The 15928-nt window shown below is 69.8% G+C and carries 8 protein-coding genes, 1 tRNA gene, 1 other RNA gene and 1 pseudogene; 3 read left to right on the top strand and 8 right to left on the bottom strand.

Annotation, left to right across the window (positions count from 1 at the left end; genetic code table 11):
• Positions 1 to 4 precede the first annotated feature (4 nt).
• An RNA gene (ffs, locus tag ABZ396_RS28805) (signal recognition particle sRNA small type) lies at positions 5 to 103 on the bottom strand.
• A 72-nt stretch (positions 104 to 175) separates the two neighbouring features.
• On the opposite strand from ffs, the gene ABZ396_RS28800 reads away from it, so the two are divergent.
• A tRNA-Ser gene (locus ABZ396_RS28800) sits at positions 176 to 263 on the top strand.
• A 113-nt stretch (positions 264 to 376) separates the two neighbouring features.
• Here the strand turns inward: ABZ396_RS28800 and ABZ396_RS28795 are convergent.
• Positions 377 to 874, bottom strand: a complete 498-nt coding sequence (locus ABZ396_RS28795; RefSeq protein WP_358917315.1) for a hypothetical protein — start codon at positions 872 to 874, stop codon at positions 377 to 379.
• A gap of 253 nt (positions 875 to 1127) precedes the next feature.
• Entirely contained in the window at positions 1128 to 1745 is a 618-nt protein-coding gene (locus tag ABZ396_RS28790) for an AAA family ATPase (RefSeq protein ID WP_358917316.1), read from the bottom strand.
• A gap of 20 nt (positions 1746 to 1765) precedes the next feature.
• Between ABZ396_RS28790 and ABZ396_RS28785 the strand changes: the two are divergent.
• A pseudogene (locus ABZ396_RS28785) lies at positions 1766 to 2616 on the top strand (hypothetical protein); the annotation flags it as partial.
• 61 nt (positions 2617 to 2677) lie between these two features.
• Positions 2678 to 3415, top strand: a complete 738-nt coding sequence (locus ABZ396_RS28780; RefSeq protein WP_358917318.1) for a methyltransferase domain-containing protein — start codon at positions 2678 to 2680, stop codon at positions 3413 to 3415.
• Positions 3416 to 3915: 500 nt separating this feature from the next.
• On the opposite strand, the gene ABZ396_RS28775 is transcribed toward ABZ396_RS28780, so the two are convergent.
• The 5 genes from ABZ396_RS28775 to ABZ396_RS28755 all read right to left on the bottom strand — a co-directional run bounded on the left by ABZ396_RS28775 (position 3916) and on the right by ABZ396_RS28755 (position 15691).
• Positions 3916 to 9048, bottom strand: coding sequence for a hypothetical protein (locus tag ABZ396_RS28775; RefSeq protein WP_358917320.1), 5133 nt, complete (start codon positions 9046 to 9048; stop codon positions 3916 to 3918).
• The gene (locus ABZ396_RS28770; RefSeq protein WP_358917322.1) at positions 9045 to 12137 is read right to left on the bottom strand and encodes an ATP-binding protein; all 3093 of its coding nucleotides are present in this window, start codon (positions 12135 to 12137) and stop codon (positions 9045 to 9047) included. The genes ABZ396_RS28775 and ABZ396_RS28770 overlap by 4 nt, the downstream gene beginning before the upstream one ends.
• A gap of 88 nt (positions 12138 to 12225) precedes the next feature.
• Positions 12226 to 13071, bottom strand: coding sequence for a hypothetical protein (locus ABZ396_RS28765; protein WP_358917324.1), 846 nt, complete (start codon positions 13069 to 13071; stop codon positions 12226 to 12228).
• A 463-nt stretch (positions 13072 to 13534) separates the two neighbouring features.
• Positions 13535 to 13903: a tyrosine-type recombinase/integrase gene (locus ABZ396_RS28760; protein WP_358917326.1), complete on the bottom strand. Its 369-nt coding sequence runs from the start codon at positions 13901 to 13903 to the stop codon at positions 13535 to 13537.
• A 21-nt stretch (positions 13904 to 13924) separates the two neighbouring features.
• A complete protein-coding gene (locus tag ABZ396_RS28755) occupies positions 13925 to 15691 on the bottom strand; it encodes a copper resistance protein CopC (protein ID WP_358917328.1) in 1767 nt (588 codons plus the stop codon).
• Positions 15692 to 15928: the final 237 nt, after the last annotated feature.

Raw genomic sequence — 15928 nt, 5'->3', positions numbered from 1 at the left:
CGCAAACGCGAGCGCCCCCCACGCACCCGCCAGAGCCAACCTACCCTTGCTGCCTTCCGGCCCTGGGGGAGTTCAGTCAGATAGCGCCGCGTGGGGGGCTCCGCACAGAGTACCCGACGTCAGCGGGTCGGAACGAGTTCGCGAGCACTCCTCTCGGTCATGTAATGTTTCCGGCGGAGGATTCGCCTAGAGGCCTAGGGCGCACGCTTGGAAAGCGTGTTGGGGGCAACCCCTCACGAGTTCGAATCTCGTATCCTCCGCCAGTGCCTCACCGGGCACGATGTTGAAGGGCCCCGCTGCTTGCAGCGGGGCCCTTCAACGTGCGTGGTCTCAGTTGGTGCGAGTGCCCGTCGCGGCAGCGCTTAAGCCGGGCCACTCACATCTGAAAGGCGGCGCGCAGCTCGTCGTCCCGCAGGAGGTCCAGGACGCCCGGCTCCTCGGCCACGAAGACCCGGGGCGCTTCCTCAGACACAGCCTTGTGCAGCGCCGCGTAACAGACGTCGGCAAACGGCTGGGTGCGCATGCGGTAGATCCTGCGGCGCATGTTCCTGACATCGCCAAGAGCCCGGGCCTGGGCCCAGCCCCGCAGATCGTCGGCCAGGTTCAGCCAGGCTTCGGCACGGACCCGTGGACGCTTCCCCTCGTTCAGGCCGCAGACCTTGATGGTCCACTCGCCCTTCGGCGAGCCCTCGACCGGCCGGTAGACGCCGCTGGCGAGCCCAAGGTCCAGGTGTTCGAAGGGGTTCTCACGGGTCGGGTCAATGAGGAGGGAGCCGACGAGGCCGTCGCCCCGGTGCTTGTTGCCCTTGAAGCGCGTGTTGCAGGTGGAGCAGGCCACAGGAGGTTCGGCCAGTAGAAGGTCCGCAGGGCGCATCGAGATTTGGGAACGAAGTGGTCCACCGTGTCGGCCAGGTGATTCCCGCAGTACATGCAGCAGTCCACACCGGGCGCCATGTCTTCCAACGCCTCGCGCATCGGCCGGTACACATCCCGTCGCACGGTCTTGCGCTCCCACATCCGCTCGGCGTGCTCACCACGCTCGGGCACTGGGGTGCCAGCCATCTCCTGGGTCAGGGCCAGCAGGGAAGCTTCCAGTCCGATAGGGAGCCGCGGTCGTACGATCCTGATCACGAGCCGCCGGTCTCCCGCCTCCTGGCTCGCAGGCTGGAGTCCTCGACGTAGGTCGCCTGGGAGCTGGCCAGGGTCCGGCGCAAAGTGCGGAACCGTCGCACCGTCTCCGGATCGGCGTCGCCCGACGAGACCTCATACTCCAGGTCGGCGAGCTCTTCGCGCAGCTCCTCGGCGCGACGGGAGAACGGGGACTGGAGACCGAAGAAATCCGAGAGCACCGCGTCGTCGCCAGTCCCGTAGACAATCGTGCCGTACTCCTTCTCGTCCACGACCTCTGGCGGGGCCTGCTCGTCGGGGCCCGGCAGCCGGACGAGGCCACCAGGGTCCGCTGCCTGGCAGATGTAGGGGCTGTGAGTGGTCACGATGAACTGGACTGCGGGGAAGTGGGCCTTGAACCACTCGCCGATGCGCTGCTGCCAGGAGACGTGGAGGTGCGCGTCCACCTCCTCGATGAGGACGACGCCCGGGTACGGCAGGTAGGGTCGACCGCCATCGTCCCGGCGCAGTGCCAGCCCTCCGTAGGCGGCGTGCATCTGCCGTACGACGTCGAGGATGAGCGCCGTGACGGTGCGCAGGCCGTCGCTCATCCGCCACTGGGCGATGAGTGGCCCCACGCCGTCGGTCCGCCGCAGCCATGCAGATCTACAGCCATCTCGAATACCTGCTCAGCAAGAACGAGCGGTACCACTTACGCGAGACCGTCGTCGGCAGGGTCAAGAACTCGGCCGCTTTCCTCGCCACGGCGTCGGCTGTGACGTACCAGGGAAGCCGGGTCGACGCCGAGCCGTTCCTCCAGCTGCTTGACGAGACGATCCCGCGTTTGCCGATCCTCGGCTACCTGTACTTCGAGGCGCTCGCGGAGTACCTCATGCTCCACTCGACGTCGCCCCACACCCAGCGCTTGGCTGAGCTCGGCGAGCTGAACAACTGGCTGTACAAGGAGATGCTGTTCGCAGTCTTCCCCAGCATGGCCGGCAAGTTCGACCTCGCGAGATTCCGGCCCTGCCCGAAGCAGCTGGCCGCGCTCATCCATCAGGTCGACCCGTCGCCGCCCGCCTCTTCGCGCCCGGCGATGCCCCCGAAGCATGGCACCACACGCGCTGGGAGTTCGACTCGCTGGCCACCCAGCTCGGCCCCCTACTGGGCCACCTGATCCACCGGGAACTGCGCTCCTTCGGCCGCTACCCCGACTTCTACTTCTACTTCTACTTCGACCAGCACAAGGCGCTGCAAGCCTGGAACTACTGGAACCACATGGACATCGTCGCCCCGTTCAACGGCACTATGCCCAAGGGCGAGATCGGCATCAACCCGGCCTACCCCAACCTCGACTACCGCGTCTGGCGCGCCGAGCAGGACGACACCGGCCATCTCCACCCGGCCGAAGAACTCTCGCTGACCATCGCTCCGCGGCTGGTGGACATCAAGTACACCCTCATGCGCAACAACCAGTGGACCGCCGCCCCCGCGCCCAGCGTCGCCTGATCACCACCGCCGCTATCCGCGGCCCACCTCACCTCGCAACCTCACACGCAGGAGATCCGTGATGAGTCCCTCCGGCATGCCCTCCGCCGACCTTCTCGGCGAGCAGATCCACGCGATCCTCGCCGACCCCGCCACCACCCACGGGCTCGCCCGCACCCTCCGGGCTGCCGCCAAGGAGATCAAGCTCCACCGCTACCACCACGCCAGCCGACGCGCGTGGCCCAACGGCTGGATCGACGACAAGCCCGCCAAGATCCAGATCGGCGGCGGGGCGCATCGCATCGACGGCTTCTTCAACATCGACCTCGTGCCGCCGGCCGACCTTCTCTGGGACATCCGCGAGGGCATTCCCCTCCAGGACCGCAGCACCCACGAGATCTTCTCCGAGCACTTCCTGGAGCACATCGACTACCCGCGCTCGGCCAAGCACTACGTCCGAGAGGCCCACCGCGTGCTCGTGCCGGGCGGCCGGATCATCACCGGCGTACCCGACGCCGCTTTCGCCCTGAACCAGTACCCCGGCCCCCTCGACGCCACCGACGAGACGATCGACCGCTGGTACTCCAAGCGCAACTGCCGCAGCGACATCAACACCCGTCTCGACCTCGTCAACCTGGTCTTCCGCGACCAGGACGACGACCCCACGTACACCCCGCACCTCTGGGCCTACGACCACGAGAAGCTCGTCCAGCTCTTCACCGAGGCCGGCTTCACCACCGTCGAACCCTGGACGTTCGACCCCACCATGGCCAACCCGAAGCGCGGCTGGGGCAGCGTCTACGTCGTCGCCACGAAGTAGCCCCCTCAGGCAGCCCGCGAGTCCGGGACGCCCCCCTTACCTGCCTCGGACTCGCGAGCCTCCACCTACGCCACGGCACCGTGCACCCCGCCCGGCCAATGAGGGCGCCACCTCACCGAGCACGCTGAACCAATTCGCCATCCGAGTTGCTGAGCACCAGACCACCGCGGAGGCGGCCGTACAACGAGTCGTGCGGACCGCCGGATACGACGCGCATGCAATTCGGCCTCGACGGAGGAGGAGCGCCGACCAGCGCAGCGGAGGTAGACACCCGCAGCACGCGCGACTTGATCACGCGCAAGAAGAAGGCCGGTTAATGGCCGTCACGGACTGACCGGCATGCTGCACGTCCTACTGCTGCTCGACGTCGCCCAGTTCGGCCAGCGCATCAAGCCAGACGGCCGCGCGTCGAGTTCGGCGACCGCGTAGCTGAGTCGGAGCAGCAGACGACGACCACCTTCGAAGGGTTGGGTCCTCATTGCTCCAACCGCGCTCGTCTCTCACGCCTGCCGAACCAAGTCGCGGCGGAGGTCGAACCACGCACGTGCCGAGCTCATGTAGCTGTCGGTCCGCGACGTGGGCCTGTCCAGCTGTGCCACGAGCGTGTCCTGCTGGGAAAGCAGCGCGGCACGCAGGTCCGGATCCCGCTCGGCCATCAACTGGAGGACAGCAAGTGCACGGGCACTGCACCCACCGAGGTCGGGCCAGAATCCGTCCGGAGACCGCAGCTCGGCGGTACGGCCTTCGGCCGATGCGTAGGCAAAGGCGACGAAGACCGAATGAGAGCCGGAGGCCGATGGCTTCATGATGTGGTCGATCGCACTACCGAGGGTCTCCTGAGTCCACTTCTGGCGAGGAAGCCACATCGCGCCCCAGGCAGTGGCATAGGGGTAAGACGGGTTCGGTCTGCGCTTCGGTACCTGGCGGGCGAGCAGCTGCGTCTTGTTCATCATGTGCAAGGAGCGCGCGATCCAGCCGATCTCGTTCCAGTGCTCCGCCTCGTCGAAAACCACGTCACGTCGCATCTGCGCGCCAATGGCCTCGGCCACGGCGGGTACCAGGCGATGGGCGAAGTCCGGCCGCACCCTGAGCGCGACATCCAGCAGCACATCGATGGAATGCGCGTTGAGACGCTTCACAAGTGATGTGGGCTCCAGACGCTCCAGCTCATCGAACAAGAACCGGACAGGCTCGTCGGCTTGTGCTGTCACCAGCAGTGACAGCAGAGAGGGTGTGTGTGTCAGGTCCTTCACCCGTGCGTAGCCGAGCCTTCTGGCCAGGCGCTGTCCGGGGATGCCGGCGGCCAGCCGGCAGGCCCAGCCGACGTCCCAGATCAGGGCCAGCCGCAGGACGTCGGCAAGCGCGGCCGGGCTGGTCACCTGCATCACCGTCGCCTGGTGCCGGTCGCGGAGCTTCTCCACCCAGTTCGAATAAACACCGCCCGACCGCAGCCCGAGCGCCACCAGTTGACGAACGACCTCGTACTGCTGGGTGGGGTGCTGGATATGGGCGAGTTCGCTCGTGAAGGCGTTCCAGGCTCCCCGTTCACCCTGCAGGTCGCGCATCAGCGCGGCACCGGAGCCGGCGGACACCCGCTCCACCGCCGTCAGCAGCCGGGCCGCCTCGACGGGGTCGTTGTACACCGACTGACGTGCTTTTTCCCGCAGCAGGCTGTCCTTGCGCCCGCGCCGGGGGACGATCCTGGTCCTCAGCTCGTCGAGGGTCGCCGCAGCGGTGTCACTGTTCAGCCGGGACAGTACGTTGATCACCTCGGTCACCTGATTCGCACTGGCTCCGCGACCGATCTGCGCGGCCCAACGCCGGCCCACCGACTCCGGGGTCTCGGTGCCGTCCTTCCGCAGCACCCACAGCCCGGCGTCCTCCATGGGCACGCCCCCGTCGACGAGCGTCCGGGCGGTCTCCCGGGCGCACAGCGCCGCCGACGCGGGCGAGGCGGAGGCCATCTTCTCGATGAAGCCCGCCGCATCGTGCTCGTTGACGTACCGGCTCGACAGCCCTTGGTACATGGCACGGCCGAGCCGATGGAAGAGACGCCGGGCGTCCGCGATCGACGCGTCCTTCATTCCCTCGAAGAGCCTCTTGTCCGCCACATGCCGGCCCAGCTTCTCCAGGAAGGCAGCCCCGAACTCCTCGTCCTGCCCCAGCAGCAGGGCGGCCTGTGGGCCCCAGGGCCGCATCGAGCGGTTCAGCGCCCTGGCGACGACGTCCACGAAAAGATCCAGGCACTCCTCCCGGAAGGAGGCGTCGGCCTCCCAGATCCCCTTGATCAGGTGGTACTGGATGGAAATCCGTGGATCCTCCTCCAATCGGGCGGTCACCCAGTCCTTACCGAGTTCCTCGGCGAGGTACTGGCTGAAGCCCTTCTTCTCGGTCAGGAACAGCTCGTCGACACGTGCTGTCGCCGACAGGAGCAGACCGGCGCCCTTGACGTCCTGGTTGACCCGCACCTGCTGGGCGAGGGCGCGGGCGAGATCGACGTCGAGGCGCTCCGCGCGGTCGCCGTACAGCGCGTGACGGGCGGTGTAGTCGTGGGTCTCGCTGGTCGTCCGGATCAGCAGGGCGGCGTCCGTCGGGGTCGCGGTCCGCAAGGCGTTGCGGATGGCGACGCCGAAGCCCTCCCCCTTGTTGATGCCCTGGTCGTTCTTGTTGATGCCCTGGTCGTTCAGCAGCTTGGTGACGAAGCCGACCCGGTAGTCCCGGGCCTCCTCCAGCGCGTACCGCAGGTCCACCGCGTCCGCGTGCCGCAGCGCCTGCCGGATGCCCACCTCGTGCCTGCGGAAGACCGTCCCCCAGTCCTCGTAGTCAGGGTCGTAGCGCAGCCGGAGGACGAGGGACGAGATGTACAGCGCGATACCGCGAGTGGGATCGGGATCGTGCTCGAGGAGCTTGCGGACCTCGGCCTCGTTCTGGACCCAGGAGGCGTACTCCGGCATGGCGATGTCGTTGGCTGCGCGGCGCACCAGGCGTTCGACCCGGCCGACCGTGCGGTAGTCGAGGGCCTTGTCAGGGTCGAGGCGGACCAGGGTCTCCACCCCGCGCTCGGCCACGACCTCGTCGAGGCGCGGATGATGGAAGCGGCTGAGCTGCTCCAGCACGCTGTACAGGCCGTCGTTGGGTCTGGGCCTGTCGTCCAGCAACTCTCCGAACCGCTTCACCATCCAGTCGGCGAGGGTGTCGAACTGGGAGTCGCTGAAACGGTGCCTGTGCCGGTGGATCGCGCGGATCACGGCCAGCAGGTCGCGTCCGGACCGGAGGGTGGCCTGCGGCAGACGCGCCACGAGGGTCTTCAGGAGCCGGCCCATCAGCTTGTCGCCGAACGAGGAGTCGATCGCGAGCAGCACCAGCGCGATGCCCACCGGTGACGCGGTCCGGCGCCATTTGGCGAAGTCGTCCTCGTGCTCGGGGTGCAGCAGGCTCTCCGCGAGGCTTCGGCAGACGCGCTCGTCGTTCAGGCGCGCGCCGCGGAGCATGGGCAGCAGCCCGCTGCGGTGGTCGCCCAGGTCTCGGAAGAGTTCCTTGGAGACGAGCTCGGCGACGAGCTCGTGGCGGCGTGGCCGGGTGGCCTCGTCGGCATGGGCGACTTCGGCGTAGGCGTCCAGGATCGTGCGGCAGTCCGTGGGGCTCGGGAAGCGGAGACGGTCGGGGGCTCCGTCCGGAGCGGCACCGATCCTGTAGAGGTCGCCGCGCTCGTGCTCGGGGACGCTCACGTTCCCGCCGAGCAGGGAGACAGCAGCGACGACGGCCGCCAAGTCCTGTGCTTCGGCCCCTAGTTCGGCGCCCTCGATGAAGTTCTGCCGGAGTTCCTCCTCGAGACGTTCGGGCCTGTCGTCCCCGCCGCGGTAGTCGCACAGGCCCTTGACGAATCGTGCGAGGTCGTGGGGGAAGCGGCGAGCCAGGGCTTCGACGAAGCGGGGGTTGCTGGCGACCTTGTCCCCGTGGATCTCCCGGGCGCGGCCGGCCAGGTCGAGGAGGGCGGCGGTGCGGACGATGGACGGTACGACGGTGAGGTTCGCCGCCTGCCAGTCGTGGAGCGAGTTGATGTCGTACCCCAGGCAGGCGAGCATGCTGACGCCGAGCTCCGCCGACACGGCGGGCAGCACGCGGTCAACGTCCATCTCGCCCAGCGGCCGGATGCCGTCGATGATCACGACGGGGCAGCCCGTCTCCGGCTGTTCCAGGGGTTCGAGACTGCCGAGGGCATGCCGTACGACTCCGGCAAGGACGTCACCGCTCGGGAACGCCTGGTCATCGGGGACGAGAACGATCACGCGCCGCCCGGCCTCGACGAGCGACCGTGCCGTGCAGCGGGCGATGCAGCTCTTCCCGGAGCCGGACGGTCCTCCCAGCACGGCCACCTTGCGCTCCGGGTCCTGGAAGATCGCCACAAGGCTGTCGGCCTGGTCTGTGCGGATGTCGGGGAGCGGCTGGCCGTCGGGCTGCGTCAGCGACCAGTCGGAGAGACTCCATCCGGTGGCCTTCAGGGCGCTCTCGTGCCAGTTCCGCGTCCACGCGTCCCAGGCCGCGCCCCAGTAGGCGCGGGCCGCGCCCTCCAGGGTGAGGCCGGGGTCCGCGACCGCGAGCGTCGGGGCGCCGCCCCCGGCGGAGGTACGGAACCAGCCGCCGCGGCCGGGATGGACGAGCGTGCCGTTGCAGGCGGCAGCGCGCAGGGACGCCTCGCCGGGCTCCATGGGCTGGAACTGCGTCGTCGCGCCGAGGTGGGACGACGAGTACGCGCCGGCGGCCGACATGCCGGGCGCGGGGTGGGGCAGTTCGGGGGCGGCGAGTGTCCGCGAAAGGAGCCGCAGGGCAGCGGGCAGGGTCACCGTGGTGTCGTTGACGCGGCTCGGCGGCAGCAGGCCCTGGGCCGCCAGTCTCGGCTTCGGGTCCCCCGCGAGTTCCTCGTCGCGCCCCAACTGGAGGAGCAGGTTCCGTACGGGCTCGGCGCCTCCGTCGGAGGCCCTGTTGGTGACCGGGGTGACGGACCGCCATTTCCTGGTTATACCAGCCAGCTCCCGGACCGCGTCGTCGTGACCGGCGGCGGCGTCACCGGCCTTGCTCTCCAGGGCGAGGCGGGCTGCCCAGGCCGTGGGCGGCAGGTCCGGGTCGGCTTCCGGGCGGAGGACGGTGACGTCCAAGTACTCGGCGGGTGGGCCCTTGGGGGTGGCCGTCTTCTCGGACGCGCCGTCCTCGGACAGGTCGTCCTTGGGCCGGCGCTGCTCAGGGACGTACGGGCCGCTGTCGGGTGCGCAGGCCCGCTCGTAGAGGCCGACGAGGTCGTCCTCCATGCCCTCGATGCTCTGGATGTGCGCGACCAGTTCGGCGTACGGGCCCTCGCAGGCCTCCGGGTCCAGGAGCATGTCAACCAGCCGCTCGATGCTGGTGCGAACGGAGCCGGTCACGAACCGGTCCGGGATGCCCAGCGCCGCGCCGTTCAGGTCCCTCCGCTCCGCTTCCGCCAACAGGGGCCGGACTCCTTGGGCGTGGAGTCGTTCGAGCAGAACGCCGAAGGACGTGCGCGGGGCCGATTCCTCGTGCTTCGTCAGGATATCGTCGAGGGCGAGCAGTGCGCCGACGACACCGTCACGTGCCGAGACGGAGTTCAGGGCCGTCATCTTGCCTCCTCACTGCGGTCGGTCGTCGGGGACGGGCCGGGTGGATCAGGATCGACCGTGTCCGGTCGCGGCGGATCGAGGCGAACGTCGAGACAGAACACTCCTCGCAGGTCGGTCACCACCAGGTAGGACCCGTCCGCGTCGAGGGCGAGCGCCACTGGCTGGTCCGGCAGCGGAAACCGGGAGATCGGCCGCTCGTCACCGGAAGTGGTCGGGAGGAGGCACAGCCAGGGTCTCCGCGCGCCGCCGGCCGCGGCTGCCAGGCTGTCACCGACAGCGAAAGCGAGCGTTCCGTCGCGCACGGCGGGGATGTCGAGACTTCTCGTCCCGTGGCTCTCGTCCCATACGAACAGCCCTCCCCCGCGCTCGACCATGCCCACAGTGCGACCGGTCGACGACACCACGGCGTGCTGCGTGGAGGGCATGAGCAGCGGCTGGCGTCGTATCGCTGGCACGCCCGTGTCCCCTAGGCGCGCGGTTACGGTGCCGAACTCGGTGGTGGCGACGAGCCGTCTGTCGCTGGCCTGGCCCCCCAGGTGGACCTGGGTGACGCGGCTCGACCCCGGCACGACGAAGGACCTGGCCCGCCCGGTGGCGCCCAGTTCGACGACCTCGATCCGCATGCCCGCGGCGACAGCCAGCAGGTCACCGTGCAGTGAGAACGCCGTCGCCCCATCCAGGGCGGCCAGAGGCTCGGGGGCCCGGCCCGTCAGCGGCCACCACAGCAGTCCCACGCCGTCCGCGACGAACGCGACGACGGGCTCGCCGTCGACGACGGCGAGCGCCAGGTGCGAGGCGATACCGTCGTCCTCGGACCGCACCGCCTCGGCGAGCGATGCGCCGTCCGCCAGGTTCCACAGCCGTATCGTGGCGTCGCCGTGGGTGGTCACCACGTAGCCGGCGCCGGACCCGTCGGATGCGACTGCCAGGAGGTCGGGTACGGCCACGCTGTCCTGGGTGGCCCACAGGATGTCGACTCCGGCACCGGAACCGCGCAGGTCCAGACCGCGCCCGTCGCCCCCGGACCTGAGGAAGTCGAGCTTCAGCTGGAACGCCCGCTCCGCCGGGTGGAGCTCGGGCGTCTGGGCCCGTACGCCCTTGACGACCCACTCCGGAAAGAGCCGGTCCCCTCCGGCAACCAGTTGTCGGGCGAGGGCGCCGCCGGGCAGTGCCGCCCAGAAGGCCATCGAGGACAGCTCGGTGGCGAACTTCCGCTCGAAGGGGCGGGCGGCGGCCGCGAACAGGGCGGTCAGGGCCGTGTCCGCCGCCCAGTCGATTCCGGGCTCGCCGGACGCTCCGGCCGTATCGGCTCCGGACGCGTGGACGGGCAGGCAGTTCCGCACCGCCTCGGCGAACTCCTGCCCGCGCGGATCCAGCGCAACGGGGGTGGCGAGGCGCCACGCCGAGGGCGTCGCGACGCCCTCGCCCGCATCGGCGCCCATCACCGCGGTGTCCGTCACCGAGGTCCCCAGCAGCTCCGCGGCCTCCCTCGCCTCCTCGGGGCTGTACGTCCTGCCAGAGCGGTCCGCGGCCGTGGCGAGCGCCGCCCAGTGCTCGGCCGTCAGGCCGGCCTCGTACCCGCACGCCGCCGCGGCCCGCACCGGCTCCAGCATCGCCCGGCACCAGTCCTCCGGGCGGTCACGGGAGGCGAGCAGGCTGCGATGGAAAATCGTCAGCCGCTTGCCCGCCGCCTCCCGGGCCTTCGCCCCGCCGTCGCCGTCGTGCGAGGTGCCCAAGAAGGCGTCGACCGCGTCGACCGCCGCCCCGAAGTGTCCGTGGCAGGCGGCGGCGACCGCGCTGGCGCCCCGTGCGCGGGCATAGGCTCGGACGCCCTCGTCGTCAGTGCCGAGCTGAAACACCGGCAGCTGGAGGCGCTGCCACACCGCGTCGGCGGCAGCGTCGTGGCCCGCCGAGGCAATTACTGTGGTGCGCGCGTACTCGGCCAGGGGGTCGAGCAGCTCCGTGACCACGACCTCCATCTGGTCGTCGTCCACCAGATGGAGGTCGTCGACCAGAACGGTCCGGGGAGGCAGGTCCTCCAGGGCCTCGCACAGCTCGTCCGGGGTCGGGGCGTTCCCCAGGTCGAGGCCGCCGAACGCCCGGGCGATCCGCCGGGCCAGGCCCGAGACACTGGCGTCCTGCGCGGACACCAGTGCGTGCACCGAGTCGTCCGGGAGGATCAGACCGCGCCGGGCGACGGGCGGCAGCAGCCGCCGCCACTCAGTCTTCCCGCACACGGCCAGGTGTCCGAGGAGCGCGCTCTTGCCGACTCCGGCCGCGCCCCGAAGAACAAGCGGCCCGGCCGGTCCGCCGCCGGCGATGAACTCGCGAAGACGCTGCTGTTCCTCGCGCCGGCCCGAGAAGTACCAGCCCTCCTGGCCCCGGGCCCTCCGGCCGCGTGCGAGGTGGGACCACTCGTCGAGATCCCCGTCGAGCCAGTCGGGCGACGTCTGCGGCATGTACGCCGGATCGGGCAGTGCGCGACAGCCCCGGCGGTCGATGGAGGACACCCACACTTCCTGGCTGTCCGTCGGCAGGTACTTGTTGATCTGTTCCACGAGAACGGAGGGCTCGATGAACTCCCGCGTGCCGTCACTCCGGGAGAGCGCCTTTGCGAACGCGCGGGCGAAGGCTAGCTGTTGGGCCTTCTGGGCCCTCCGGGCGGTGGAGATCACCCAGGCGTCGTAGTCAACGCGACCGACAGTGGACTGATGCCGACGGGTTTCCATGGCAGTACCCGCGCCGGGCTCGGAGTAGCAGGCGTCAAGGACGATGACCGCCTGCTCGAAGAGTTCCTTCTTGCGTTGCCGGTCAGCCCCGTACAAGGCGTTGATGATGTGTTTCGGCTCAAGGAGCTCCTTCGCCTCGCCGTACGTCGGCAGAGCCAGGCCCCACGTGGTGTCGGGATCCTGCTCGCCGTGCCCCGTGCAGTAGACGAACAGCGACAGCGGCGGCTCCTGCTCACCGTTGCTCACCGCCTTCAACCACGCCGCGAGCTCCGTGCGTACCTCGTGCAGGCCCCGCTCCCCGACCGCTCCCTCGGGCCTGGGGATCTCCCGCATCCCCAGTTCCTGGAGCGTGCGGCGCATCAACCTCAGCTCGTCCGGCACGTGCTCGAGTCGCGCCAGGCCGGTTTCCTCACCGTATTCACCCTCTCCCGCCAGGAAGAACCACCGCTCACCCAAGAGCTGCCTCGACAGCGCGAGCGGTCCACACGTTGGTCAGGTACCGGGTGCAGTCGTGCATGTGGAGCAGCGGGTTGATGACGACGAAGTCCTCAACCTCTCCGCCGTAGAGGGTCTTGATGCGCTTACGCAGGGCGACGACGTCCTGCTCGGCGGCCACGTTCACCCAGCGGCGCACGGACGGCGGGCGCCCCGGTTCCACGTCGGCCGAGCGGGCCAGGCGGCGCCGGATGGACTTCAGTCCCAGCGGCGAGCCCATGGTGACCAGGGTGTCGATCCGGGCGTCCTTGAGCTTCCACAGGACCTCGTAGGCGGCCACGCTCCCCAGCGAGTGAGCGAGGACCACCCGCGTGTCGTCCTGGATCGCCGTCTCCAGCTCGCCCCGGATCTCCTCGCCCAGTGCAGGGTCCTCGAAGTACCGGTGCACCTGCTTGATCTGGCGGATGAGGACCGAGGCCGTCATTCCGCCGAGGTACGGGGTCCTCTCCAGGACGTCGAGACAGGCCTGCGCGCCGCGGACGACGAACCCCTTGGAGGCCGGCCCGGCGCTCTCCTCGTCGAAGGCTGCCGGATCCGCCTCCCTGGCCATGGCCTCCAGCAGCTCGTACTCGAAGCCGTCGGCCACGTCGGCGGCGGTGTAGAGCGCGTCGCCGCCAGCCTTGCCCGTGCCACCGTTGTACAGGTGCCCGTAGAAGGCCGCCTCGAACGTCACCGCCCCGGCGTCGGGATACCGGATGTTCCGCAGCCCGGTGCTCAACGCACCGTGCCAAGTCTCGTGCATCTCCTCACGCGACTTCCAGGACCAACCGATGCCGTGTACGCCGACGATTCGGGCCACGCTCGCCTCCCCCATTGACTGTCCAGAACATCCCAGACCAGCACCCCAAAAGGGTAGCGCCTGAGCACCTGGAGACCGGTGCGCTAGCGGACATCTCCTGTACCCGCACCCGATGTACGTGTCGGCGATCCCTGAACCTGGATTCTGGATCACCCGTCACCGAGAGGATGTCCCCATTCATGCACGAGAGGCGACAGAGGGCCTGACCTCGTAAGACGGCCGGGGCTTGTGGTCTCAGTTCTGGTCTCATTCACCCTCGTCCAGACCCGTCCGGACGAGGCCACCGCGAACACTCCGCCGCAGGACAGGACACCCACGCCCCCCGCCGGACCCCCATACGAACATTTGGAAAGCGTGTTGGGGGCAACCCCTCACGAGTTCGAATCTCGTATCCTCCGCCAGTGCCTCACCGGGCACGATGTCGAAGGGCCCCACCTCACGGTGGGGCCCTTCGGCGTTGTCCTCAGACCTCGTTGTCCTGGTTTTTGTCCACAGCCGGTGTTTCCGGGGGTCCCCAGATGGCTTCGGCGATCTTCCGGGCCACGTCCTTGAGCATGACGTCCGGCACATGCAGGTACCGCGCCCGCATGCTCGCGGAGGTGCCTGTGCCTGGCTCCCACCCCATGATCTGATCGATGACCCGGTCCGGGACACCGAGCAGCATGAGCACGGTGGCGGCCGTGTGCCGGGCGTCGTGCAGCCGAGCGTTCCGAACCCCTGCGTCTTCCAGCAGCCGCTTCCAGTCAGTTGGAAAGCGTGTTCGGGACAACCCCTGGCAGACGAAAGGCCCCGACCGTTCGCCGGTCGGGGACTTCTTCGTGGTCCGTCTCACTCTCCGTCCCAGCAGACCCGGCTAACCGGCGATCCGTACCTTCTTCGCGACCGTCACCTGGTCCAGGTCCGACACCCGTACCGTCAGTTTCATCGTCCACTCGCCCCCGATCGGGAGGCTGACGGAGTTGGCCGCCCAGTAGCCGCCGCGGTCGGTCAGGCCGGTGGGGAGGGGGCCGATCCTCTGGGCGGTGAGGGTGAAGGAGAGGCGGAGTTCGGGGACGGTGGAGATACCGCCGTCGGGGCCGAGGACGACCGCCTGCACGGAGTTCGCGCCGACCCGGCCGGGGTCCAGGGTGATCTGTACCTTGCCGTGGCCGTTCGGGGTGCCGACGTCGAACGGGACCACGGAGACGGAGGCCGCCGGGATGCCGGCGGCGGTCGAGCCTGTTTCCGTCCCCGCCTCGGCGGCCGCGCGGCCGGGCAGGGTGCCGGTGAGGATCGTGGTGACGCCCAGCACGGCTACGCCGACGGTGACCTCGGCGAGGACCGAGCGGCGCAAGGCCCGGTGGTGCGGCGCGGGGGCCGGCTCCTCCGCGGCCGGTGGGGTCGCCGGGGGCGGCCCGCCGACCGTTTCCGGGACGCGGTCGCGGACCGCCGCCGCGGCCGGGGCGCTCGCCCGCTTCGCCGTCCAGCGGCGCGACTGGGAGGCCGCCGCCAGCAGCAGGGTCACGGCGGCGAGTTTGACGAGCAGGAGACGGCCGTACGTCGTGTCGGTGAGCGCCTGCCAGGAGCCCAGGCCGCGCCAGGACTGGTACACGCCGGTGGCCACGAGGACCGTCACCGAGGCGAAGGCCACCCGGGAGAAGCGGGTGACGACGACGGCGGGGAGGGGTGTGGCGGTGGACCGGTAGAGGGTGGTGAGGAGGGCCGTGAGGCCGCCCAGCCAGAGCGCCATCGCCAGGAGGTGCAGGACCGAGGACGTCATCGCCAGGGGCACCTGGACGCCTGCTGAGGCATGTTCCGCCGCCGCCCAGGTCAGGGCCAGGCCGACGGCGAGGGCGGTGACGAGGAGCGGCCGCGACGGGCCGAACCGGTTCTCGCGCTTGCGGAGGAGGGAGTACAGGCCTGCCGCGATCACTAGGAGGGCGACCCTGGCCAGCAGCGCCAGGCCCGGGCGGCCCGTCGCGGTCCTGGCGAGCGCGGAGAGGTCGAAGGCAGTCGCCGGGGAGGTGCCCTCCTCGTAGGGGGAGCGGAGGACGAAGAGGAAGAGGGTGGCGGCCAGGAGGGCCCACCAGGCGGTCCGGACCGGTTTGCGGAGGGGGGCCGGGTCAGGGGGGCGGCAGAGGGCTGTGAAGGCCACGGTGCCTATCAGCAGCGCCACGGCGAGGTACGCGACATAGCGGCCGATGTTGTAGAGGCTGCCGGTGGCCGGGTTCTCGGCCGGGCCGGTCGGGATGGTCGCCATGGTCGCCGACGGCTTGCCCACGGAGAAGGTGAGGGCGCCGGAGACGGGGTGACTGTCCGCCGACACGACCCGCCACGCCACGGTGAATGTGCCGGTGCCGAGCCTCTTCGGGAAGGTGATCCGGGCGGTGTCCGAGCCGGCGGGGCCGTGTCCCGGGCCGCCGGTGGTCACCCGGTGGTTGGTGGGGTCGTACACCCGGAACGAGTCGTCGAGCAGGCCGACGGACTCGGTGAAGGTCAGGGTGACGGACCCGGGCGACGACTTGAGTACGGCACCGTCGGCGGGGTCGCTGCCGCGCAGTGCCGCGTGCGCGGAGGCGGGGGCGGCCGACGCGAGGAGGAGGGCGGTGAGGAGGGTGCCGAGTAGTGCGAGGGCGCGCAATGCTCCGCGTGGGGCTGCCCCGTGGGGGGTTGTTGTGCGCCGTTGGCCGGGTCCTTCGCTCACGTCACCGTCCTGAGTGCCCACGTCACCGTCCTGAGTTCGGAAGCACGCCTTCATGGGTCATACGGATGGGGGGCATGCAGCGCTCATTGTGTCCGCGGGTACGACGGGCCGGTCGCGCCCGTGCGGCGGAGCCGCGCACCGACACGGCCCGGCGGCCCTGGCGGCACGCTGTCA

Source organism: Streptomyces sp. NPDC005866 (genome assembly GCF_040629895.1).
Classification (GTDB): Bacteria; Actinomycetota; Actinomycetes; order Streptomycetales; family Streptomycetaceae; genus Streptomyces.
The sequence above is the reverse complement of the archived record's forward strand: the minus strand, read 5'-3'. Positions and strand labels throughout refer to the sequence as shown.

Excerpts from the sequence above, each read along its gene's own strand:
- ABZ396_RS28770 (WP_358917322.1), bottom strand. The coding sequence starts at position 12,137 with ATGCGCCGCACGCTCCAGGAACTGGGGATGCGGGAGATCCCCAGGCCC.
- ABZ396_RS28775 (WP_358917320.1), bottom strand. The coding sequence starts at position 9,048 with ATGACGGCCCTGAACTCCGTCTCGGCACGTGACGGTGTCGTCGGCGCA.
- ABZ396_RS28780 (WP_358917318.1), top strand. The coding sequence starts at position 2,678 with ATGAGTCCCTCCGGCATGCCCTCCGCCGACCTTCTCGGCGAGCAGATC.
- ABZ396_RS28795 (WP_358917315.1), bottom strand. The coding sequence starts at position 874 with ATGCGCCCTGCGGACCTTCTACTGGCCGAACCTCCTGTGGCCTGCTCC.